The organism is Chryseobacterium sp. MDT2-18, assembly GCF_030815285.1.
Taxonomy (GTDB): Bacteria; Bacteroidota; Bacteroidia; order Flavobacteriales; family Weeksellaceae; genus Kaistella; species Kaistella salivictor.
The window spans coordinates 1-24980 of the sequence record NZ_JAUSWQ010000016.1; the positions used below are offsets into that span (position 1 = coordinate 1).

Annotated in this window: 22 protein-coding genes and 1 pseudogene; 1 reads left to right on the forward strand and 22 read right to left on the reverse strand. The window is 35.3% G+C overall.

Features of this window, described 5'->3' with window-relative positions:
• Positions 1-90 precede the first annotated feature (90 nt).
• Together QF004_RS13250 and QF004_RS13255 are read right to left on the reverse strand one after the other, a co-directional pair.
• Positions 91-921, reverse strand: a complete 831-nt coding sequence (locus tag QF004_RS13250) for a hypothetical protein (protein WP_307427190.1) — start codon at positions 919-921, stop codon at positions 91-93.
• 801 nt (positions 922-1722) lie between these two features.
• Positions 1723-2319, reverse strand: a complete 597-nt coding sequence (locus QF004_RS13255; protein ID WP_307427193.1) for a hypothetical protein — start codon at positions 2317-2319, stop codon at positions 1723-1725.
• A 571-nt stretch (positions 2320-2890) separates the two neighbouring features.
• Here QF004_RS13255 and QF004_RS13260 point away from each other — a divergent pair.
• On the forward strand, positions 2891-5218 hold the full coding sequence (locus QF004_RS13260; protein ID WP_307427195.1) for a S8 family peptidase: 2328 nt from the start codon (positions 2891-2893) through the stop codon (positions 5216-5218).
• A 13-nt stretch (positions 5219-5231) separates the two neighbouring features.
• On the opposite strand, the pseudogene QF004_RS13265 reads toward QF004_RS13260, so the two are convergent.
• The 20 genes and pseudogenes from QF004_RS13265 to QF004_RS13360 form a co-directional block, all read right to left on the reverse strand.
• A pseudogene (locus QF004_RS13265) lies at positions 5232-6359 on the reverse strand (glycosyltransferase family 4 protein); the annotation flags it as partial.
• A 151-nt stretch (positions 6360-6510) separates the two neighbouring features.
• The gene (locus tag QF004_RS13270; protein ID WP_307427198.1) at positions 6511-7077 is read right to left on the reverse strand and encodes a DapH/DapD/GlmU-related protein; all 567 of its coding nucleotides are present in this window, start codon (positions 7075-7077) and stop codon (positions 6511-6513) included.
• A complete protein-coding gene (locus tag QF004_RS13275) occupies positions 7055-7957 on the reverse strand; it encodes a glycosyltransferase family A protein (RefSeq protein WP_307427201.1) in 903 nt (300 codons plus the stop codon). Before QF004_RS13275 ends, QF004_RS13270 begins: the two co-directional genes overlap by 23 nt.
• Before the next feature lie 31 nt (positions 7958-7988).
• On the reverse strand, positions 7989-9134 hold the full coding sequence (locus QF004_RS13280) for a glycosyltransferase family 4 protein (protein WP_307427204.1): 1146 nt from the start codon (positions 9132-9134) through the stop codon (positions 7989-7991).
• Positions 9121-10221, reverse strand: coding sequence for a glycosyltransferase (locus tag QF004_RS13285; protein ID WP_307427206.1), 1101 nt, complete (start codon positions 10219-10221; stop codon positions 9121-9123). Before QF004_RS13285 ends, QF004_RS13280 begins: the two co-directional genes overlap by 14 nt.
• Complete coding sequence (locus tag QF004_RS13290; protein ID WP_307427209.1) at positions 10218-11177, reverse strand: glycosyltransferase family 2 protein; 960 nt, start codon at positions 11175-11177, stop codon at positions 10218-10220. The genes QF004_RS13285 and QF004_RS13290 overlap by 4 nt, the downstream gene beginning before the upstream one ends.
• Positions 11178-11216: 39 nt before the next feature.
• Positions 11217-12317, reverse strand: coding sequence for an EpsG family protein (locus tag QF004_RS13295; protein ID WP_307427211.1), 1101 nt, complete (start codon positions 12315-12317; stop codon positions 11217-11219).
• A gap of 55 nt (positions 12318-12372) precedes the next feature.
• Positions 12373-13275, reverse strand: coding sequence for a glycosyltransferase family 2 protein (locus QF004_RS13300; protein ID WP_307427214.1), 903 nt, complete (start codon positions 13273-13275; stop codon positions 12373-12375).
• A 21-nt stretch (positions 13276-13296) separates the two neighbouring features.
• On the reverse strand, positions 13297-14445 hold the full coding sequence (locus tag QF004_RS13305; RefSeq protein ID WP_307427217.1) for an acyltransferase: 1149 nt from the start codon (positions 14443-14445) through the stop codon (positions 13297-13299).
• Positions 14446-14484: 39 nt separating this feature from the next.
• Complete coding sequence (locus QF004_RS13310; RefSeq protein WP_307427220.1) at positions 14485-15456, reverse strand: glycosyltransferase; 972 nt, start codon at positions 15454-15456, stop codon at positions 14485-14487.
• Positions 15449-16516: a glycosyltransferase gene (locus QF004_RS13315; protein WP_307427223.1), complete on the reverse strand. Its 1068-nt coding sequence runs from the start codon at positions 16514-16516 to the stop codon at positions 15449-15451. Before QF004_RS13315 ends, QF004_RS13310 begins: the two co-directional genes overlap by 8 nt.
• A 37-nt stretch (positions 16517-16553) precedes the next feature.
• Positions 16554-17525, reverse strand: coding sequence for a glycosyltransferase (locus QF004_RS13320; protein WP_307427225.1), 972 nt, complete (start codon positions 17523-17525; stop codon positions 16554-16556).
• Positions 17518-18636 carry a glycosyltransferase gene (locus QF004_RS13325; RefSeq protein ID WP_307427228.1) on the reverse strand — a complete coding sequence of 373 codons (1119 nt, stop codon included), beginning with the start codon at positions 18634-18636 and terminating at the stop codon, positions 17518-17520. Before QF004_RS13325 ends, QF004_RS13320 begins: the two co-directional genes overlap by 8 nt.
• Before the next feature lie 88 nt (positions 18637-18724).
• Positions 18725-19372 (reverse strand): DapH/DapD/GlmU-related protein, encoded by a 648-nt coding sequence (locus tag QF004_RS13330; RefSeq protein ID WP_307427230.1) that lies wholly within the window; start codon positions 19370-19372, stop codon positions 18725-18727.
• A gap of 15 nt (positions 19373-19387) precedes the next feature.
• A complete protein-coding gene (locus QF004_RS13335; RefSeq protein WP_307427233.1) occupies positions 19388-20296 on the reverse strand; it encodes a glycosyltransferase in 909 nt (302 codons plus the stop codon).
• A gap of 72 nt (positions 20297-20368) precedes the next feature.
• A complete protein-coding gene (locus QF004_RS13340) occupies positions 20369-21211 on the reverse strand; it encodes a glycosyltransferase (protein WP_307427237.1) in 843 nt (280 codons plus the stop codon).
• A gap of 5 nt (positions 21212-21216) precedes the next feature.
• Positions 21217-22152, reverse strand: coding sequence for a glycosyltransferase family 2 protein (locus tag QF004_RS13345; RefSeq protein ID WP_307427240.1), 936 nt, complete (start codon positions 22150-22152; stop codon positions 21217-21219).
• The gene (locus QF004_RS13350; protein WP_307427243.1) at positions 22145-22783 is read right to left on the reverse strand and encodes an acetyltransferase; all 639 of its coding nucleotides are present in this window, start codon (positions 22781-22783) and stop codon (positions 22145-22147) included. The genes QF004_RS13345 and QF004_RS13350 overlap by 8 nt, the downstream gene beginning before the upstream one ends.
• A gap of 2 nt (positions 22784-22785) precedes the next feature.
• Complete coding sequence (locus tag QF004_RS13355) at positions 22786-23868, reverse strand: DegT/DnrJ/EryC1/StrS aminotransferase family protein (RefSeq protein ID WP_307427246.1); 1083 nt, start codon at positions 23866-23868, stop codon at positions 22786-22788.
• 20 nt (positions 23869-23888) lie between these two features.
• The gene (locus QF004_RS13360) at positions 23889-24692 is read right to left on the reverse strand and encodes a GT-D fold domain-containing glycosyltransferase (RefSeq protein WP_307427249.1); all 804 of its coding nucleotides are present in this window, start codon (positions 24690-24692) and stop codon (positions 23889-23891) included.
• Positions 24693-24980: the final 288 nt, after the last annotated feature.

Consider the following 24980-nt stretch of genomic DNA (forward strand, 5'->3'; position numbering starts at 1 on the left):
CTATGAAAAATGAGTGGCGTCGCTGAACACCGAATAGCAAAAAGGCCTAACATTTTTACGTGTTAGGCCTTTTTTCTATTCGGCATAATGTTAGCCGTTCGTTTTTATTTTTTCGCTTAATTCTGTTATACAATTTTGTAGGTCTTTCAACCATTCTGGATTTATATTTTCTTTCTTAATTTCCTCTTTGTAGTGTTCTTTCATAATTTTCAAAAACTCTGTATCTCCAATTTCTAATATTGCTTCAAACAATAAAGTTCCATATTCGCCTGCAAGTAATTCCCGTTGTGCAATTTCTTTTATACGAATATCTTTACGTTTTGCTAAACCAACAATTGCTTCTAATTTAGTATCTTGGTGTTTGTCGTTAATCCTATTCCATAAGGCTTGTGTGATTTTCTTATTATTTCGGTCAATTTGAGTTCCAATTCCAAATGTTGCCCAATCTCTAATATAGTTTAATTTATCATTGGATAAATGAATTAATGTCTCTATTGCTTTTGATTTGTCAATTCCATTTAATGCCGAAACTAAACCCTCTTTTATTAAACTATTTTCTGTGTTTTTAAATTCGCACAATTTGTCGATTTGGATTTTTGTTAGTTTCTCTTGATTATGTCCAACTGCAAATAAAATGGACATAATTACTTTTGGGTCTCTCTCGTTTTCAATAAGTTCAAAAAACAATTTATTGCTTTCCTTGTAAAATGGTCTTGGTGGAAGTCCTAATTGTGCTAAAATATCAATTCCAATTTCTCTTTGTTTTGGACTTTCACTTTTTGTTAATTCGATACATTTTTCAAATATTTCTTTTGTTGGTCGTTTTCTTAAAACACTAATATTTTCCCAATAAGTTCGGTCAGATTTGTTGTTTAAAAGTCGTGAAAAAAGTTTTTCGTCTGTCCAATTTATTCTGCTCATTTGTTCTGTACTGTCGGTTTTTAAAATGACGGCTAACTCGTTTATATGTATGACAAAATCATATAAAGCCGCCCAAATCTGGGTGCATTTGTATGACTATAGTGATACATTATTATTAAACCAAATATAGCAAAGTATTTGCATTTTATTGTACTCTAAAAATACAAACAACTTTTCAATCCCAATTACGGTTTCCCCTAAAAACAAAAAATCCCAACTCCCATTAGGATTATTCATCAATTTTATATATTCCTATATCGAAAATAGTCACGGATTGCACTTCCGCGAGATATTTTCACCCTTTCTATCAAAAAACTCACTGATTATCATTTGTGTTTCTATATTTGTTAAAACGAATTCTATGAAAACTGTAAAAATCTACAATGTTATCGCAGTACTAATCATCCTACTGCTTGTTATTTGGGTAAAACAACTTCTAAATGATTTGCAGAAAACTCAAGATCTTCTTGATCAATGTTCCGAACGATACTACAAAGAAGTCAATAAGGAAAAATCATATCAACATTCCAAAGACTTATTCCCTTATTAGTTGAACGATCATTTTATCATCAAAAAATTTAATCTGGAGCTTGTGCTTAAAACATCTGTCTTCAAACCGTATAAATCAGAAAAAACCGTATCTCATTAATTTGTGAGGAATGTAATTATTGTGGCTCAAAGTCGGAGACTTTGCGCAGCAGGGTGTACTTTGTTCGGAATAATCACTAAATCTGTATTAATCGCTAAAATCTTCGAAGAAAACTTCATATCCGGTAGTGGAATATGTTATCTGCTGCTTTTTTAATTCGCTGTAATTTTTAATGAACTTATTACTTTGAAATCAGAAATTCTATAATCATCACTGAAAAATAAGCCATTAATATATCTTTTAATTGGATGATAAAGATCTTTTGGGAATAATCCCTGTTCTATAGTTGCATAATCATTTGCGATACTATATAGTCCATTAAATTTCCCTCTTCCAGAATTTAAAAATCCAATTTTGTATAAGTATTTAGTGATTTTATGTTTTGTATTTTCTCCATTAGAGTCTTCTGTAATTAAAAAATAATCTTTTACATAAAATGTCCGAATATTACTAATTGCATTGCAAGTATTGTCTTTAAACGTTTCAAGTGTTGGCTTTTTATGATAGGAAACATCTTCTAAAATACATTCAGTTCCCTTTACTTCGTTAATATTAACAAAATAATCTCCGTCCACTAAAAGATATTTTTTGTGACTATAAATCCCTAAAACCATTTCACTTATTTCCCTTTCTGAATAATCTTTAATATTTTCCGATTTTCCATATCTTTTATATGCTAATCCACTCGTATCAGGATTTTTAAGAATTTTATTTAATTTTGTTTTGTCTATTGTTTTTATTTTTTCCATAGTAGTTTTTTAAACTTGCAGATAACTTGTTGATATGTATGATAAAACCTTACTACATACTCACCCAAAACCGGTAACTATTTATGAAGATCCTCATTTGCATTCTCTTAAACTCTAAAAATACAAATTACTTTCCAACCCCAATTACGGTTTCCCCCAAAACCAAAAAAAAGGGTCTTCTCACCCTTTGTAATCTTCCCGAAAACATCTGTTCCTTTCACTTATATTTTTATATTTTTAAAAACTACGGACATGAAAACCCTAAAAATATATAACATCATCGCAGCAATCACAATCATCCTACTCATCTTTCGGAAATGAATTATCCGAAACAAAAGAAGTCTTACACCAATGCGCTGATCGGTATTACGAAGCAATTGGGAAGCAAACCCTAACCCACTCTAGGTTTCCTGAAAACAAAGCGCCGAGTCGGGAGACTTCAGAGAGTGACATCGCACAAAGATTAATATTTAACAAAATCAAATATCTTTTAGAATTTGATACGCTCTAACAATCAGATTCATAGTGCTGAATCAAACATTTTTTAATATTTTTATTTCTACAAAAACTAATGATGGAAAATAGAATAATTTATTTAAATAATGGATCAGCACAAAAGATTGGTTTTAATAGACAGCGAAATGTTAATAGGGAACACTCGGATAATACCAATCGAACCATAAGTGAAGCCAAAAAACATTATTTAAGAACCTACAAAGAATCTTTTTCAGTACAACGGACAGAAAGAGAAACCAACCGCTCATTAAATCTCCCCTATACTATAGATTTTATCAAAATTCATTTCTATAAATCATTTGATAACGACCTCCATAGATTATTTCTAAACAAATATGGTATTACTCCAGTAGAATATACAGATTTTAACAGAACCGTCCTCTTCCAGATTGAAGAAGAGGAAAAGTTTGAAATTTTTTTGCAACATTTACAGACCATTATAGACAGTGCTGTGGAGACAACTTATCAAAATGCACAATACAATCTATTGGTCTTAATCGAAAGATTTTCATTTTACACTTCACAAGACCGAGTTAACACCTCTGAGGCTACCGGTCTGGTATTTTCTTTAATATCTACCCATTTAATTGATGTGTACAACAGTCAAAAAGAAATTTTATTTGCGAAATTAAATCAGCTATCGATTCCCTATACTTATTTAGAAAGCACCCCTGGTATAATTGAAATCCATCAAATAGAGCAGGAACAATTAACACTGATAATAAATAATTTTGACATTGTCAAAACAATAATTAGTTCTCGAGCAGGAAACATTCGCCCTGGAATAGCTGGTCCCGTTAGAGAATACGGCTTCACGATTACAGTTGCAGACAACTTGCCTGTGATAGGAATTATAGACACCGGTATTACCCGCATCGATCCATTTCGCGAAGCGCTGCTGACAGCAAATTACAATCACACCAATCATCCTGCGGAATGGGATGAGGAAGGTCATGGTACACTGGTTGCAGGTTTAGTAATACTGGGAGATGAGTTCTATTTGGAAGAAAAAGACACCTATCCCGCTAAAGCAAAAATCATTAACATCAAAGCACTGCATTTCAGTAATGACGAACTCAATATTCCAAAATTGATCTCGGATATAAGAGATGCCAGAAGGAACTACGGGGTGAAGCTTTTCAATATGTCCCTTGTGATTCCAGGCGCTAAAAAATACAATTCAACCTTTAGCCGATTTGCATACGAACTTGATAAACTTGCCTATGAAGAAGATTTGCTGCTATTCATCTCAGTTGGAAATTTTTCCGAAGAAAGCCTGAAATCTTTAAAAGAAGATTTCCCTCATGGCGATCATGAATATCCTAACTTCTTTTACTGTCTGAATACAGATTCAGATTCCCATCTGTGTGAAGATACCAATATTTGCTGCCCATCTGAATCATTAAACAATATCTCAGTGGGAGCAATTGCACATAATCTGGAGGAAGGGGATCATTCAGACGTGACCCCTTCACCTCTTTATCCGGCACATTATACGCGAAAATTCCACTTTGACTTTAATCAGACAATCAATGGTTCAAAAATTAACACAAACAGTCAAAATAAAAATTTAAATAAACCTGATTTTTTGATGGAGGGCGGCGATCTCTTTAATTATAATTCGGGTATGCAGATTCTCCGCTCAACTACGGTCGATGCAGAAAAATTTTACGGAAGAACGTGTGGAACAAGTCTTGCCACACCCCTATTAACATCATATGCTGCTGAAATTCTAAAGCATTATCCAAACATCAGAACACAGTCTGTAAAAGCAATGCTAATGAACAGTGCTGGTTATTATAAAAAAACCGACTTACCTGCTTACAATGATTCGGAAGATTTATTAAAAAGTCTCATCGGCTTTGGCCGACCAGACAAAAAAAAGCTACTGTCAACAGACAACAATTCTATTGCTTATCTAATTGAAGGAGAGATTACATTAGAGCAAATAATCAGATACCCAATCTATATCCCCGCGTATATGCGCAGCAATGGTAATAAATTACAATTTGACGTATCACTTTCCTATAGTTTTAATCCAGTCATGGATCATCACTTGAGTTATTTGCCACTTCATATCGCTTTTTGTTTAGTGAAAAATTTAGCTATAGAAGAAATTGCGGACACCAATAAATCTTTTCATGGGATAAAAAACAGTTTTGCCTGGAGCGAAGATCATTTCGGAATAGATAACAAAGTTTTTTCAAATGCTCAAAAGACGTTTTGTCTTTTCTTTACTTGCCCGCTCATTTTCTGCGCTCACTCATCTCCGAAACCATTCTATACTCCTCCAAAAGCGCTTCCCAGACTACGATTTGCTCATAAGGCAGGACACTCTTTTGGGCATTACTTTTCAGCTCATCATACAAAGTCGGATCACTGAAAAGCTGTTCCATCGCATTTTGAAGGGCAGCTTCATTTTTTGGTGGAACCACAAGGCCATTAAATCCATTGCGGACCATTTCATTGCAGCCGTTGATGTCGGTAACGATGGCGGGAAGTTCCATGGCTAAACTCTGAAGAACCACATTGGGAAAACCTTCCCGGTAGCTCGGGAACACCAACGCATTGCTGACTGCAAAATAAGGCCGCACCTCTTCCTGAAAACCGACAGAAATAATATCGGGATTCGATTCTATGTCACTTAAAGTTTCTGCACGCAAAGGATCGAGCTCCTGCTCTAAAGGGCCAACCAATAAGAGCTTTACATTTCCGCCAATCGGCCTCAAACTCTGGTCACCGGGCACCGGTCGTTGAGCGAAGCCGAAACGGGCCGAAGCGACATTTTTGAAAGCCGCAACCAATTCATTAATCCCTTTATCGCAAACCAGCCTGCCTACGAAGATGAAAACAAAATCGTCCGGAGCAAGCCCCAGTTGGGTGCGCAGGTTTAGCTGTTCGTCAGCGGTAATTTGGGCCGGGCTGAAATGGTCGGTGTCGATGCCGTTGCTGCTGCCCTGCCCGATGACCTTCATTTTATGGGGCGCACAGAATTGGGCCCGCATGATTATTTTCTGAAGTTCAAAAGAATTGGGATAGACTTGGGTCGCCAGCCGGCACGTGAGTTTTTCAATGTGGTTCAGTAAGGTTCTTTTCGAGCCTCCCCTTTCGAGAAGGGGCAAACCGGCAACCGTATGCAGGCGGTGCGGAACACCGGCCAGCCACGCAGCCATCATGCCGACAATGCCGGCTTTCGGGGTGTGACTGTGCAAGATATGGGGCTTTTGCTGACGCAGAAAACGATAGAGCCGCCAGACTGCTGCAATATCTCTCAGCGGAGAAATGGTACGGGTCATTTCCACATGGTGGTGTCGGACGCCATACTTAGCGGCCACCCTTTCGAGTTCCTTTTGATCCGCAGAAACAGCGGTGACTTCATAAAACTGATTCATATACGTCAGCTGCTCCCCCAGAAGCTTGTCCAGGGAAAGAGGAATGGTCGTAATGCGGATCAGTTTTTTCAAGGCTGTTAATTTGTGTTTTTGTGTATGCCCCCTTCCATTGAAGGGTGTTAATTTTTTCATCTATATCACTGCTCAACCTTTTAAGAGCCTGTTTACATTTATTTTAGACACATGAGATACATGAGTTTAAAGTAGTTTCTAGTAAGAAGACAAAGTAGTAGGAAAATCATAGATTTTCTAAACTCATGAAAACTTTTGCGCCTTAAATGGGCTAAATCGTTTTGACCATTCTGGCAGGAACTCCTGCAACGATCGTATTCGATGCTACGTTCTTACTGACCACAGATCCGGCGGCAATAACGCTTCTGCTTCCAATATGAACCCCCGCCAAAATACGGACACCACATCCAATCCAAACATCATCTTCTATAATGACTTTTTCTAATTGCACTGTATTGTATTTAATGGGAACTCTCCTATCCGTCCAGTCGTGGTTAGTCGACAAAACACTGGAGCCGTGCGCTACAGAAACGTCATTCCCAATTTTTATCCCTCCTTTCGCATCGATATAGCACATGGGGTGAATACTCACATTATTGCCAAGATGTAAATTCTGAACATTAAGCAGATACACCCCCGGTTGTACTGAAACATTCTCCCCTACAAATTCTGCCGCATTTTTAAGAAAAACATACCGAAGAACCAAACCGACTTTCCCAGAGGTATGGCGAAAACCCTTTAAGAGAAAAAGATTTCCCTTTCGGCCGAACACAGAAAAAAACATTCCCAGAACAGCGATTATCGGATGATATTTTTTAAAACTTTCTCGTCCGGTCATAATTTAATTTATAGAGAAGATAAAAATAGTATAAAAAACCCAAAGGCATGGCAACAATCGTTAAAAGCTTATTGGTACTGTCTGCCCAAAAAAGGTATTTTTTCAGAATGAGCTGAGCGGTTATGAAATGAACGGTATTCTTAAGGCGCTCACCAAAGGTATAAGAGGAGCTCATTCTGACTTTCCTTTCTTCCAGAAATCCCTGAGGATTCCGGAAATACTGCCTGATCAGATTATGGCTGTTCCCATCTGCCCGATAATCAACGATACAAAGGGGCTCATTGAGGAAAAGCATCTCATAATCGTAATCTATCAACAGGTATTTATAGCCCAAAGGGGTAAAAATCTCTCCTTCGAATACCGGGTAGGGCATATATTTCTTAATGATTTCTGTGCGGTACACAAACTTAATATCACCCGAAAGACCATATTTTCCAGCCAGTTCATAATACTTCCCCGATTTGATATTCTCTGGAAATTTCTTCGCAGAAACAATCGTCCCGTCTTTATACACATCCAGCCCTAAAATACCGGCATATTGATCCCCTTTATTTTTGTCCCAAAAGCCATTAATTATTGCCACTGCATCATCGGTCATCTGGTCATCAGAATCGATACAGACATTCAGTTCGGTTTTTATGTTTTCATAAGCCAGATTGTGGGCAGTATGCATACCTCCGTTTTCTTTGTAATGATAGCGGATTTCTATTTTACCCTCTTCCATCCATCCCGCCACCAAAGCGGCTGTACCATCAGTAGAGCCGTCGTCAATCACCAACCAGAGGAAGTCGGCAGAGGTCTGCCTGCAGAGACTTTGGTATAAGTCGCCCAGACAGTAGGCGCGGTTATAGGTAGGAGTGAAAACGGTGAGTTTTTTCATTTATTTATAATACAAGGTAAACGCACTGGCTTTAGTGCTTTATTCCTTCATAAAAACTTATAATTTTATTCCATAATTTATGCTGTTCAAATTTATCTTTGATCATACTTCTTGTGACCGCAGACATTTTACTGATTGCCAATCTATTTTCAATCGCATATTTCATTTTTAGGTAGATTGCCTCTTTGTCTTTTACCGGAATTAAAAAACCATTAATCCCATCGTCGATAATTTCATTACAACCGGTAATATTGGAAGAAATTGCGGGAACGTTCATTGCAGCGGCTTCCATCAAAGAAATACCAAAGCCCTCTCTATATGACGGAAAGACAAATAAATCCATTGCTTCTAAGTAGGGTCTGACATCTTCCTGAAAACCGACATGTACAATATTTGGATTGGTCTTTATTGATAAAAGGGTCTCTTGCTGTAAAGGATCCAAATGAGATTCGTATCCACCTACTAACAGCAATTTAATATTTAAATACTCAAGATTCAATTGTTCAAATGCAGCTACAAGTTCATTAATCCCCTTATCACCTACCAATCTACCTAAAAAACCGAATACAAAATCGTACTTCTGTATCAAGTGGGCGCTTTCAATATTAGAAAGATCAGGGTGGGCTGGATCAAAATAATCTAAATCGATTCCATTGATACTGCCATTCCAAATTACCGTTATTTCTTTAGTCGTAATAAAATCTTGCTGCAGATGGTCTTTTACGCCATTACTAACGGCAATAATATCAGTAGCAAAAAAACAAGATAATTTTTCCATGGCAATCAACAGTTTCTTCTTAAAGCCGCTTTCACCCTGATACCTTAAACCGTGGACATAATAGATTCTGGTCGAAACCCGACACAACCAACCCGCTGCTAAAGATAAAAAACTCCCTTTGGGCGTGTTGGCATGTAAAATATCGGGCTTATTTTTAACGAAATAAAAAAGTAGTCTAAAAAGACTTAGTACGTCAGAAAACAAAGAGATCTCACGCGACATTTTAATACCATAACATTTTACTTTATTAAAAGATGCCGTTTCATATAAGCCAGCTTCTGGAGATGAAATAAGAGTAATGTCAAATTTCTCGCGCAATACCAAAAGTTGGCCTTTAAAAAAAACAAAAGACATCGGGATAGTGGTGATAATGAATAATTTTTTTTTATTTGCCATCATTCTTTTTTAAAACTTCCTCGTAAACTTCAATATATTTATCTACCATCACATCAATATCATATTTTTTAGAGCGCTCAGCACAAATTTCTACAGCTGTTTTCCGTAATTGCTCGTTATTAATTAAATCTGAAACAAGCATGGCTATACTTTTCGGATTGTTTTCAAAAAGCAAACGAGGGTCTTGCACCACAAAGTCCAACCCTTCAACGTTGGAGGCAATAAAAGGCTTCCCCACTGTCATAGCTTCCAAAGCTGCTAAAGATAGGCCTTCAAAATTAGAAGACAAAACATTAATATCAACTGATTTCATAAGGCGGAAAACATCTTTCCGAGAACCTAGAAATTGTATTCTGTCCGTGAGACCTAATTTATAGACTTGCATTTCCAATTCTTCTTTTAAGATTCCATCGCCAGCTAATAAAAGTTTAACGTCTTCAGGTAATAAGCACATTGCTTCAATAAGAACCTTGTGATTTTTTTGTAAAGTAAATCGTGCACTCATAAGAAGGAGCCAGTCACTATTTTCATATCCCAACTCCTTTTTAGAATACGGCACTGCATTAATTACTGCGTGGGTATCAATGGCATTTTCAATAATGCAGAGATTTTCTAAAGGTATGGAGAGATTTTGAGTAACAAACTTTAAAACCTGATCAGATAGACATATTATTTTATTGAACCGTGAATAGACGAACTTTTCAATCAATTTAAAAACCCAGTTTGTTGCTCGCCTGTTATAGGAATTGTGTTCTGTAAATACAACGGTGACATCTTTTTTTAGTAACGTTGCGGCAGCTACCATGTATGAAGAAGGAAAGACATGTACATGAACAAGATCAAAATCGGTCATGAAATAAGCTATTTTTCTAATATATTTAAAACGGTATCTATTTTTTACACCATCATCCAAACTAATAATTTTTATATTAGCCAAATTCAGTTCATCAAGAAAATGTGATTTAGCACCATCAATGAGCAGAAGCTGGCAATCAATGTTTCTTTCTGCTAATTTTTTAACTAAATTAACGACAAACCTTGCTCCGCCACTAGTGGCTGGAAGACTGTCAATAATCTGTAGAACTTTCATTTTTTTAATAATATTTTTAATATTACGACAGAATATGGAATCCGTAAAATATATTTGAAGAGATTTTTATAGTTATTATCATATACAATCGTAAAAATAGGAATATTATGAGTTAAAAGGAATTCTTTCAGTTTATAAACTTCGGATTTATCGATCGCGTTCCTTAACCCCATATTTATAGCACCTAAAGCTATATCACTAATGATTTTATCGAAATACCTTCTATCTTCTACTAACTTAGATTTGTCCTCTTTAAATAATACCAAATATTTAATAATCGCAAAAAGATCTCCGAAAAGTTTTTTACGATTGGTGATACAATTGTTTCTGGTTATAGAATCTGGCGTCTGCAAAAAATGCTGAAATATCTGATTTTTAACTTTCACATTTTCTGCATAAAAAAAAGCACGTGAATTAAATTCAATGTCTTCACTATAAAGATGTTCCTTAAATTCCAAACTATGGTCATTAAGAAAAGTTCTAAGATACATTTTATTGCAGACGGATGGCATGATCACGTGATTTAACCAAAAATCCCTGCCTTTAATATTGGTAATATCCGGAGGATGGTAGCTGCTAATGACACGGCCGGAATTTGAAACATTTTCAGATGCCAGTTGAATAATTTGAGCATTACAGTTTTTCAAAAAAAAATAATTTTGCAACACCAGCTGATCATCAGCATCTAGAAAAATAATGTATTTACCTACAGCATTTCTTATCCCTGTATTTCGAGCTCCGCCCAATCCTTTATTACTTTGTCTGATGATTTTCCAATTAGTTTTACCTGTAAGATATGCGGTGGCAATTTTTACAACGTCATCGGTAGACTCATCATCTACTAAGATCACTTCAAATTCCTCAGTAGGAAATTGCTGCAAATAAACAGATTCCAAACATTTGATAACGTACTTTTCAACGTTATAGCAAGGGATGATTACTGAAATTAGTGGCATTTTTTATAATAATATTGTAAAAGTAGAAAAATATCCTATTTATTTAAGCATATATTTAATGATAAACATATAATACGTAAACATAAAATAAGCAAATAAAATTGCACCAAAAACTTTATACTGCTCCTGCCAGATTTTATAGCGGAACATGGGATAGGCGAAAATTGCAGGCATTAAAAACCAGGAAAGATAGGCAAATCGATTGCTGTAAGCCGCGGTAATCACGAGAATCCAGAAGGCATTGGCAATACAGTAAATCCCGAAAATATGGATATAAAAGGGATCGGTAATTTTCTTTTTAAAAATGAAATAGGCACCCATAAAAACTGCGGAACCGCTGTAAATAAGAAAATCCCAGCGAAAGCCTACTTTTACGATCGCATTGATGTTTTTTTCTGCATTGGTAAGATATCCTTCTGTGCGATCCTCAAACCCTAAACCTCCAAAAAAATTGGTCCAAAAACTGCCTCCAACTAAAGACAAGGGTATTGCCAATAACCAAATATAGAAATAAATTTTAGGGTTTTTATAAAGACCAGATATAATGAGTGCCACTATTGGAATAACCAGCGAGGCATGCATAAAATAACCGACGGCAAGACAAGAATACATCAGGTATTTTTTATCATAATAATATAGACCTAACAAAAAGAAAGAAGTTGCCAGACCGTTTCGAATGCCATTTGTTCCATAACTCCAAAATGAGAAGGAACAAAAAAACATAAAGAGGGCAAAAAACCAATATTTCTTAAAATATTTACGGGAGAACAGATAACAGGGAAGAATATATAAAAAGGCAACTATGAAAAAAAAACTATGGATATCAATGAAATTACTGCAAAATTTCAAAAAATAATTAAAAAGGTAATCTTTTTCAATCTTTAACTCTTTACCCGCTTGCAAAAGCCGGAACGCATCCGCGTAAGCGAGCGTATCGTCAAATACATAGCTGATCGGCCGTAAGCCCATGTAGAATAACATGGCTACCATTACCACATATCCAAAAGCATAAAAAAAGTTAATACTCTGTTCATCTTTCACATCAAAAATAATGGCATGAAAAGTGATCAGCAATGCAATCACAAACAAAAAGTGATATTGAATGACAGTATAATATTCTGCAGGGATCCAGTCGAACAAGGGAGTAAGGTTGAGGTTAAGTTGGTAAAATTAAACTTTTTTTTTAAAGGTATTTCTATCGGAACCGGTTATAGCAATTTTTTAGTGAATATAAAATGGACATCAATGAAATCACTAAATAAGAAGCACCTATGTTCGTAGCGATTTCCGTGGTACTCAATCTGCTTTTTTGGGAAGAAAAGTAAGAATAATACATTTTCAATTTCATGCGGGTGCTGTACTTACAGAATTGTGCTTTTTCCTTCAGCCAAAGTCCGTAACCTTTGGAATTATCAATGAATATTTTGCTGCCGGACGAAGTCAAACCATTGGGAAGAAATTTGTAAATATAGATAATGTCATTAAAAACCCTCATTTTAAAGCCATTATGAGCCATTCTGTTCCACGCTACCGCTTCAGTGATGAATTTTTCATTTTCAAATTCAGGATATCTGTATCTTTTATGAATCTCTGTAAAAAAGATAAAAGCGCGTTCCCCGTCTAGTGGGGTAACCGACACTTCGGGATAACGCTCTAAGAGTGTCGCATCTCTCCATTCCCTTTTAAAAATGGTATTGGGGGTTTCATCAGGACTATTTCCCAAATTTCCGACTACCCCACAAAATTTTTCGTTTGCAGGTAAAGAAGCAGCCCACCTGTTTACTTTTTGCAAGGCATCGTTTGTTAAAAAATCGTCAGAATCTGCTGTGAAGAACAATTCACCCTGTGCCTGATCCAATCCGAAATTAATCGCCGTATGTTTGCCGCCGTTTTCTTTAAAATGATAGTGGATAGGGAAGGGATTTTCTTCTGCAGTCCATTTTTCAAATAGCACTGGTGTACGGTCTGTAGAACCGTCGTCAATGACCAGCCATTCAAAATCTATAAAAATTTGTTGCTGCAGCGATTGATATAAACGCTCCAAAGTATGTGCTCTGTTGTAGGTCGGAGTAAAGACAGTGATACGGTGCGTAAACATGAATTTATAGTCTAAAACGGATTATATTTTTTTTCGGCTAAATATTTTTCGATCTCTGAGGGAAGTCATTGGAACTTCATAATATTTATACAACAGAATTGACAGCAAAATTACTGCTGCTAAATATATGGAATATTTAAGAATGCCGATGATATATATATTATCACTAATAAGATACCATGGTAAAACTGGTAATATCAGAAATCTACATACGATTGAGAAATGCAATAAATAGATGGAATATGATATTAAGCTGATATAGGTTATTGATTGAAAAATAAACATATTTTTAATTGTTTTCATCTCACTGAGGAACGGCAGAAGAAAAAGTATCGATATCGATTTCAAATCAAAACTAAAGACACAGGCAAAGATATCGGTAAAATGAGTATAGGTGGGAGTAAGATATTTTGAAATAACAAATAAAATAATTCCGAAAACAAATAACTGTTTTTTATATCGAGGCCATGTTATAGGATGAAAATACTTTATATAGGCTCCTAATACACCAAACATTAGACTGTCCATCCTGGTGACCACCTGTTTTCTGAATATCAGATCCCAATCGTCAAAAGTATTTAGCGGAACAGTTAAATACCTGTAATATCTGAAGAGTAGCACCTCAAGAATTACGAATATACAGGTAAATAAGACCGCTTTCTGAACAGACTTACTGCATATGAAGGTAAAAACAGATAATAAAAAAGGTAATAGTAAATAAAACCATTCTTCAACACTTAGACTCCAAGCTATAGGAAAAAAACCTGGATGTTCCGTGAAAAGATTCTGAGAAAAATAAAAATATCTGCTCACACTGCCAATGGTAAAGTCTTTGTTCGTTAAAAAGTGGAGCATACAGAGAATCAAAAGGATTAAAAAATAGTTGGGTAAAGTCCTGAACCATCTTCTGATCCAGAAATTTTTAATCACCTGTATTGAAATGCCGTTTCTAGCGATGGATTTTATCAGAATACCTCCAATCAGAAAACCGCTCAAAACAAAAAAAACAGTAACCCCATCAAAGGCAAAAAATTTATTAATAGGAACTAATTTAGTGGGAAGTAAGATAGAGCCATGTTCGATAACCACAAAAGAAATGGCCAATGTTCTTAACAGATCCAATCCAAAGATTCTGTTTTCATTAATCTCAATTTTAAAAATATTTTTCATTTATGGCCTTTAATTTTCTTCCTTTTTTTCTTTTATTTTTTAAACTCCAACTTTAATATAATTTCTAAATTTCGAATAAATATTTGGCATCAATAAAAAGAAATGAAGCCAAAATAAGTCTTTAAGTTTAAAATCTTTATCCGAGATTTCAGTTTTATATTTCTTCAAATTCCTCAAAATTCTCTTTCTGTGTAAACCATTTTGATCCAAATTGGAATTTTGCGTTAAGTTTTGGTAATGAGCCGAAGAAGCAGACCAGAAAGATTTGAAAGATAAATGAAATAATTGCGGGTAATTTCTTTGCATAAAAAGAATTCTCTCTTCCAATGCATCTAATCCATCCAGTCTTTGCAAACTGTATCCTTGCCCCATAATACTTTCTGGATGTTGCCTGTAAAAATAGAGTACATTATCATTTTTCACAATCCTTTTGGCTTTTCCTATGACTTGATACGTCCAGAATTCATCTTCATGTTTTCGGTTTTTTTCGAATAAAACTCCATCAATAATTTCTTTCTTATAAAGTTTATTCCACACGGTTTGTTTGATTGTATCTTTTATTAAAAGCTCCAGTGCTTCTTCGGTTTGATAGACTAAATCTATACTTTTTGAATCCAATTGCTCCCAATTAATTTCAAATTCATTTTCAAATTTCGCAAAACTACATTCTACGATTCCCCCCCTATTTTGTAAAGCAGTCTGCAATAAAATTTCACAAAAATTCAATGTAATCAAATCATCGCTATCAACAAATGCAATATATTCGCCGGTTGCTACTTCTATACCCACATTTCTCGCATCAGACAAACCACCATTTTCTTTGTGGCGAACTTTAATTCTGGAATCTTTGGCTGCATAATCATCACAGATTTTTGGGCAGCAATCAGTAGAACCGTCGTCAACCAGAATAATTTCAAGGTTTCGATAGGTCTGGTTGATGATACTTTCAATACAGGCTGATAAATATTTTTCAACATTATAAACCGGAATGATAACACTTATCTTATTCATAAGGAAGCATTACTTTTAATTTCTGGGTAATGTGTCGAACGACCGCAGACGGTGATACATATTTTAAGTAATACTCCCTTGCTCCCTCTTCCAGTTTTTTGCAGTAGCCCTCATCTTTCAGTAGTTGGGACACCGCACCATCCATCTCAATGGCGTCGTGAACGAAATGAATGTTTTTTCCGTGAACCAGATTTTCGGGCAGCGCATTCTGAAAAGGGGTTGAAATAATGGCTTTATTCATCGCTAAAAACTGCCCCAACTTCCAGCCATGACAGTTGTGTACTGCAGGGGTATTAAAGACGAACAGTGATTTTTTGGTTTTCGTAATAAATTCCTGTAAAGGATATCTTCTGTTAAAAGTTAACTGTTTAAATTCGCTAAACTGAGAGTGACTGGCATCCGTAACCCAAAAACCGCCTTCAAAATTCACCCCGTTTTTTAGACAGCTGTCGATATACATTTTACGGTACGTGTTGGTTCCTGTTAAACAATTTACATGCGGCCATAGACTTGCAACAGAAAAAACATAGTTTTCCAGAACAACTTTTGCTTTGTTGCCTGGTAGAAAATTTTCCAGTTGCAATTGTTTAATCTGGCTTAAGTAAGCGCGAAAATGATTTTTTAAAGAGAGCTGCGAATTAAATCTCAGCTTAATTAAGTTTGAAATACAATAATATACAGCTTCTGATACATTCCATATTTTTATGCCGAAACCGGGTGGTATAGAGTGGATTTTATCTTTGTATAGTGCAGGCGTGCGTTCTTGATCATAATTAATTTTAGCATAGATATTACACCAGTGATAAGCATTTTCCCTAATGGGATAGTCATCACCAAAATCAATAATTACGTTGTTGGCCTTCCCTTTATTTACAATTATAAAAGCCATGTAGGCATCATATGAATAGTCGTCTTTTCTTTTATTCAAAACGTCAAAATATGCTGTAGAAAACACAACATTTTTTTTACCAAATACATCATATAATCCTTTTATGTAGTAGGAAGAATAAATGATATTACTGGATGGGTCAATATAGACTTTGCATTGATTAATAGCCATACTCAAAACTTTTTAGTGTTGACGTCATATTAGATGATTATTTCCATTTTTGATTTTTGGCAAAAAGCATATCGTAAAAATAGATAAAAGGATGATAGAAAAAAGGGAAATAAACCAATAAGTTTTTTAAAATAGAAACTCTTAAACCCAATTTTTTTGTGGTGTTCTGTTTTAATTCGGTGCGGTGCCGTTTCGCCAATTCCGAAGCAAATAAATGATGCTTCTTCAGGGATTTTAAACTGGTGAGTAATTTGGTGACATAGAATTTCTCTACGGCTTCTTTCATCTCATCATCTTGCAAAAGCAATCTGATTTTTTGGGCTGCTTTATAAACTTCTTCTTGAATAAAAAGTATTTTAGATGAGCGCGAAGCAGAAACTGGATTATGGTGATATTTGTATTTTACGACATCTTCAAAAATACTTCTTTGCGCATTATTGAACGCTTCAACATTAAAAAGAAGATCTTCATTAATTTTAATATCTACTGCGAAACGTATCTTTTTCAGGATTTCCATTTTAAATAACTTATTGCAGGTACTCGGTTCTACTCTATCGCCTGCAAGTAATTCTTTTAGCGCTTCAACTTTATTCTGCACCAAAACAATTCCCGTATCATGAAATTTAACAGTTGGGTCCGATTTCACTAATTCAAAGCCGCAGTGGGAAATATCGACTTCATATTTTTCTAAATTATGATACAGAAATTCATACATATCGGGATGAACCTCGTCATCTGCATCTACAAAACCAATACAGTTTCCTTTTGCAATGGCTAAACCCGCATTTCTGGCGGCAGAAACGCCTTGGTTTTTCTGATGAATGGCAATAATTCTGTGATCTCTGGAAGAAAAACATTCAATAATTTCTGCGGAACGATCCTGTGAACCATCATTGACAATAATGATCTCTAAATTCCGGTACGTTTGAGAAACAACGGACTCCAGACATCTTTCCAGATATTGAGCATTGTTATACACCGGTATAATAACACTGATCAAATCATTCATGGAGCAGGGAATCAAATAATTGTTCTACCGCTTTCACGGTTTTTTCTTTGGAAAACGCTTTCCCGCGCAATACGGCCTGTTTTTTATAATGTGCTAACAGTTCCGGATGCATTAAAAGCGTTTTCAATCCTTCATAAATACCTTGGGTAGAATTTTCAGTCACGATCCCATACTCATTATTTTCACCCAATAATTCTTTCGCACCGGAAACTTCAGTGGACAGCACCGGAATGCCTGCAATTAAGGCTTCGGTTACAGCGGTGCTGAAACCTTCCCGGTGCGATGTGCAAACGTATAAATCACATCGCCTCATATATGGGTACGGATTTTTATGAAAGCCCAGTAATTTGAAACTTTGCTCAACCCCTAATTCTTTTATTCTTTTTTCTAATTGGGGTTGGTCTTCGCCAATGCCTAAAACATTGATTTGATGAAACAAACCTTCTTCTAATAATTGTTTGTGCACTTGCAATAACCGATCGAATCCTTTGTTGCCTGTTATTTTACCAACGGAACAGATATTGACCGTGTTTTCAGGAAAGGGATAAGCAATCCTTTCAAGCGCGAGTTGCTGTATTTTTTCAGTTTCATTGACGTTATACAGAATCTGAAGCGGTACCTTAGGTTGCAGGGTCTTTTCGAACGAATGCACTACATTTTTAGAAACGCCTGCAATCAGATCAAATTTGTGATATAATTGCTGTGCTTCTGCAAAATTTCTAAAACCAACCGCCCCTAAATTCTTCGTAAGGGTATCGGAATGAATCCAGGCAATTTTCTTTGATTTCGGCTGATTGCAACCAGAAATAATCCTTGCAGCAGGTCCTTCTAAAAAAGAAACGAGCAGATCGTACTTTTCATCGATAAAAAACCGGTATAAAAACTTGGGTGAAAACAGTTTCATGAGTTGGGAATTACCTCGGAATACTTTTTTAAATTTGTACCGGTACTTCACATGACACTTCAAAAATTCTTTGTTGACGCCCCCATCAAAAATAGAATACAAAGTAATCTCATACTTATTGGAATCTAAATTATTCACCAGATTCACGAGTACTTTTTCAGCACCTCCATGCATTAAAGTGGGTATTAAAAAGAGGATTTTGGTCATTTGAAAAATTATTTTAACTAAAGTACTACTTCCTTACAATTTGCTGATCTCAATTGTGCAATGTTTTAGATGGTCTTACGTAATTTGATTATTTCCAGCCAATGTTTTCCTTAATCACTTTTGCCGGTACCCCTCCTGCTAATGCTCTTGCTGGGACATCTCTTGTAACTACTGCTCCAGCTGCAATTACAGCACCATCACCAATTGTAACACCTTTTAAAACAGTGACGTTAGTTCCAATCCAAACATGATTTCCTATTACAATGGGGGTTGTCATTTCATCTTCCTTCCCAATGATAACGTGCGCATCTGTATCCCAAACAGTGAAATTTTCACTAATGGCCACTTCATGCCCAATAGTTATTTCATTAAAGCACCGTATTTTAGCGTTCCTATGAATATACCCACTACCTAAATTAAGTTTAGCATTGTTATTCACAACAATATGACAACCAGAATAAATTACAAAATTACTATCAATATTTATTTCTGAATTGGCATTCATTTTTAGGACTCCAATTAAAGGATTTAGCTTACCAAAATCTGAATTTAACTGTAATGATCCGTCTTTGATATTAATTCTTGCATCTTTTTTCAAAGCATAATAAAATTTTCCATAGGCGAGCAATAAAGATCCTTTGCCTCTTCCACCCGCGACAAAAAGCATAAAAGAAAGATTTCTAAATTTTAGTTTAAGAACTTTAACGATAAATGTCTTGACTTGCAACAAATTCATTATATATATTCGGTATTAAGAAAAAAATAGCTTCTTTATTTTTAGCAATGCCAAATTAATTACTGGAGGCACAAATAAACCAATTATTTTTTTCAATGAAAAATTAGATGAATTATTTATTTCATCAAAAACGCGAAGACAGTGCAAATCTAAACTTTCAAACTTTCGCTCCTTTAAATATTTATCAAATTCTTCTTTCTTTAATATCTTAGCATTTGCAGGGTTTATGTAATTAATAGCATTTTCGCCATTAATTGTCATAAGTACAGACACTTTATTTTTTGGTAAAAGAATTAATGGGTTTTCATCATTAATTTTATCATGCTCGGCAACCTGTAAAATTGTTTTGTAGGGGTCTTTACCAGTAACATAAGCCAACCCAATTGAATTTGAATGATAATAACGTTCTTCAACCATATATGAATGGTTTGCGATACGTTTTAGGATAGTTACATTGGGCACATTAATCGAATAACCAACAAAATCCTTTTTTGTAAAACTCCGTAATTTTTGAATAAAATCATGCTGGACCGCATCATCATTATCGATTCTAAATGTTATTGCAGCCTCACTTTGAAATGACACATAATCAATGCTTTTTTTTATTGCATCATTGAATGACTCGGCAGTATCTTCTACAAATATGTTGTACAAAAATAAGTTTGTTTTTTCAAGTTCGAGAAACCTCATTTTATAATGCGGTGGCATATTTATAGAATGTAGAACTAACAGAGCAAAATTATTATCTGTTTGCTGCTGAAAGCTTTTCAGTGTAACGTTTTTAAAAATTTTAAATCGATATTCAAAATATTCCTCTTCAAATACATCTCTTGCATTTTTTCCTGTTCCAAATATTATGCTTTGGGAATACCTCACAAAACCAATAACCGGGACTCTACTAATTTCATTTCTCTGCTGACTCATAAAATATTTCTCTGTTAAAACTATTAAATTACTGTGATTAATTAGCATTTTGCAAAGGAGCAAATCTTCGATTTACATCAATTTAAAAATCCTCAATTTACGTAATGCTTTAAAAATGAATGATTTGTTGTAGGAATCAATCTCTTTTTGCAGATAAAATTCCCTTCTGCTTAATAATGCTTTATCCACAAAGAGGTTTTCAATATTCACATTTCTTCTTTTCGCGGCATCGATAACCGTTACCCAATACCAAAAATAGGCTTTATCCTGATTGCTGTTGGTGGAAATACCATTGGGGTGTATTCTATATTGATAAAGGCCTTTATCAAGAAAAACGGCGGCACCTACTTCGTAAAGTTTTAATAACAGATCTCTGTCAACAGCTCTCAGCAAATAGGAGCTAATTCCTTGGGTTTGATCATAGAATTTTTTTTTATAAGAAAGAAATGCAGAGGTACATCCCTCAAAATCAAAAAAGTAGGGATCAAAGTTTTCAATCTTCCGAGATTTGTTTTCTTGTTGCACATTCAAATATTCATCACAATAAAGCAGATTGGAATAAATCATTGAAGCGTCGGGATGTTTTTTATGCTCCTCAACCATCACTAAAAGCGCTTCAGCAGTAATGGCATCATCAGGATCCAGAAAGGCACAGATATCACCAATTGCTAGTTCGGCACATTTTCTTTTGGTAAAACCACATCCTTTGTTTTCGGAATTGATCTCGATCTTAAAACGCGAATCATCACCAATGATTTTTTTCATTTGGGCAACCGAATCATCTGTAGAATCATCATCGACAATGATCACTTCCCAATTTTGATAGGTTTGTGCGATAATGCTTTTATAACAATCTTCGAAATATTTTCCATTGTTATATTGCGCGATTAATATTGAAAAAAGCGGTTGGTTCATTTCAATTAATTATTAAGGTCCTCAGTTGCTGTTAATCCGTCTTGGGGGTTTGCATTTAAAAACCACTTCTTTTTCAGGTAATCTTGCATCAAATAAAAAATGAAGAATCTTTCAATCATTTTCGTTTTTAATACAGCAAAACGCATATTTTCTTTTTGCTCTGCCTGCATTTTTAAACGCAGCAAAAATACGATGTTTTCGGCAGTAGCAACCTTATCTATATTTTTCAGATAACGCCATGCTGCTAATCTTGCAGCTACACTTCGTTTGAGATTGTGAATCTCTGAACTTCCACTGTAAATTCCACCAGTATGCACGCGGTAAACGGCAGTTTCCTCCTCAAATCGATAGAATTTACCAAACTGTGACAAATACAAAAATAGTGATGCATCAATAATACTGCGATACATTTGGCGTGGCATCAGATTAGTCACATTGCGAAATACCGTTGTGAGCGTAGGGACATGAATAAACGGAATTTCACTTTTGTTAAATATATTTTTCTTATACTCCGTTTCAGAAATTTTCATATGTGCTTCTTCCAAAATATTTTGCCTCGTAAAACATAGCACAAAACCCTCATTATCTTCCAAAAAACCGACCTGTTTCTGTAATTTCAACGGATCGCTCCAGTAATCATCGCCTTCACATAATGCAATATATTTTCCGGAAGCCTGTTCTAATGCCCAAATAAAATTGGGCATCATTCCTTTGTTTTTTTCGTGTCGGGTATATTTAATGGTAAAATTGGTCGGAATCTTCTTTACAGATAAATAATCTTTGATGACACAATCTGTTGCATCTGGTGAATGATCGTTCGCAATAACGAATTCTATTTCCCCAGCGTACTGTTGCATCAAAACCCCATCAAGGGTCTGCGTAATATAGTTTTCGTGGCCGTAGGTGATAGTTACGATACTTACTTTTGGACAATCAGTCATGATTCATTCTAATAATTTTTGCCGGAATACCCACAGCAACACAGTTGTCAGCAAGATCTTTGCTTACGACCGCACCGGCACCGACAATTACATTTCTTCCCACTTTAACATCAGGTAATATTACAGCATTACTTCCAATGCTGGAAAAATCGCCGACTGAACATCTGCCCAAAAGTTTTGCTCCGGGTGAAATTTCAACATAATCACCTGTGATCACATCATGGGTAACGATTGCATTGTAATAGATCAAATTTGCATTCCCAATAGAAACACTGTTCGATACTATCGCGCCAGAAAGGATATTACTCCCTTCTCCTATTTGAACTCCGTAACTGCCTATATCGGAGAATTTACTTACCGTTGATTTTAACTTACCTCCGAATGCTTCAAACTTTTCCAGCATTTTTTTTCGGAGTAATGGTCCTCCAATCCCAATCGTAAAATCGTTTCCATAGTTTTGGAAATGTTCTTTAACCTGCTTTTCATTTTTTAAGATAGGAAACTGATTGTACAATACATCGGGAAGATCGTGATTCACATCATCATAAAAAGCCACACCTCCCAGCTGATTATTCTGATGCAGTATTTCCAGTACTTCTTTGGCAAAACCTTTCGCTCCGATAATGATCATGGTTAATTATTTTGAATTCGTAATAACAACCGACAAATCATATCCACTTCTTCAATGGTCAAATCATAGAAAAGCGGCAGACATAACACCCGTTTTGCAATATCATCGGTGATGGGAAAATGCTGTGACTCCAGATAAGGAAGTGCAGTGGCTAAACTGGGGTAAAAATACCGTCTCGTTCCAATCTCATTGAGCTGCAAATGTTCTTTGCATTCCAACATCAATTCTTCGCTCTCGAAAATGATGGGATAATAAGCGGCATTATTTTCAGAATCAACATGCCAAATCGGACGCCGGGCTTTTAAGTTCTTTAATTTATCGTCGTACCTTGCGGTTAAAGCTTTTCTCTTTTTAGAAATCTCTTCGATGTATTTTAAATTCGCCAATCCCATGGCGGCATGAAACTCCGAGTTTTTACCATTCAATCCCAATTCATCAAAACTCTCAAAACCTGAAATACCAAAATTCCGTACCGAAGCTAATTTCTTTAAAAGGACGGGATCTTTAGTAATTAATAAACCTCCTTCAATGCTGTGGTATAATTTGGTTGCGTGAAGACTGCAGGTGGAAATATCTCCATATTCAAAAATCGATTTTCCATTCACTTCAACACCGAAAGCGTGGGCTGCATCGTAAATGACTTTCAGATTGTGCTTTTTTGCAATCTGCTCTATTTTTTCCACGTCACAGGGATTTCCATAAACATGGGTGGCGAGAATTGCTGAGGTATGTTCCGTAATCGCTGCTTCAATTTTAGCGGCATCAATATTTAAACTTTTCGGATCAATATCTACAAAAATAGGCGTGCAGCCTTCCCAGACAATACTGGAAGTAGTGGCTACAAAAGAAAAAGGAGTGGTAATGATTTCGCCTTTTAAGTCCAATGCTTTAATCGCCATTTGCAAAGCAACCGTTCCATTGGTCACAAACAGCAAATGATCGACCTTCAAAAATTCTTTCAGGCGTAGTTCTAAATCACTGGCCAAAGGCCCCATATTGGTGAGCCAATTTCTTTTCCAAATACCATCCAAATAGGATTGGTAAATTTGTTGGGGCGGTAAAAAGGGTTTGGTTACTGGGATCATAATAAATAAAATACATTTGATTAATTCGACAAATCTAAAATTATTGATTTTCTATAAGGACCAATAAGTTCTGGATCAAGTTCATATCCTTCAGAATTGTTTGATTCATTAACATGTCTTCCTTTAATTGCTGTTCTTTGTGTAGTCCCCATTAACATCCACATATACTCTACATCAATATGACCAATATCTACGGCCCAAAAACCGTCATTACAGAGTTCGGAACAAAGTACTGTTGCGGTTGGTCCTAAAGCAACTACAATTAGTTTATCAGCACCATACTTTGTTGCCGCCTTTTTAATATGTTCATATTTTTCGTAGGCGTTTTTGTGAGGGCATATTATTCTTTGTAATGTTTTAACATTATCAAACAAGTCATTTCCTACCCCCAATCTTGAAAGATTTCCTTCTATAATTACAATATCTTTATTTTCCCAAATGGTTCTCACTTTATCAAAATATTCTTTTGATTTCGACTGGTTCCGCATACCAGCATATAACCTTGTCATATTAGCATTACCGTATCTGTAATTTTTATCCAGTATTTTCGAAAGTGCTTTACCATGATTATTAATAAACATAATCCAATATACTTTAGCAAAACGTTTATGAGTTTTGGTGGTAGCTATACTATCCGGAAGAGCGATTAAAAATTTCGGATTTCTGTTATATATAACTTCCAAAATTTTATTTGATAATTCCAAGTCCTGTTTTTGAAATCCTATATCACCTGCTTTCAAAAGCAACTTAAATTCACCATCACCCAAACGTGAAATGCTTTTTTTATTATCAGTAATATCTGCAATAGTTTCTGCGATAGTCATGACTTTGTATTTTGGAAAATGCCACCGTAAAGGCAATGTTCTTAGAATCCAGTAAATATGTTGAAAATATGTTTTCATTTTGAAAGTAACGTTTTTAAGGCAGTCTTAAAACCAAAGCATTTATAAAACTCGTATCCTTTATTGGGTATCTTAATTTTAATATTTTTTGCATTTTCATTCCATAGGATTATACCGAATAATTTTCTTTTTTTCTCTTCCGCATATTTATCTAAATTTTGACAAATACAATTATAAAAAATAGTGGCGGCCAGCCAATTTTGTTATGTA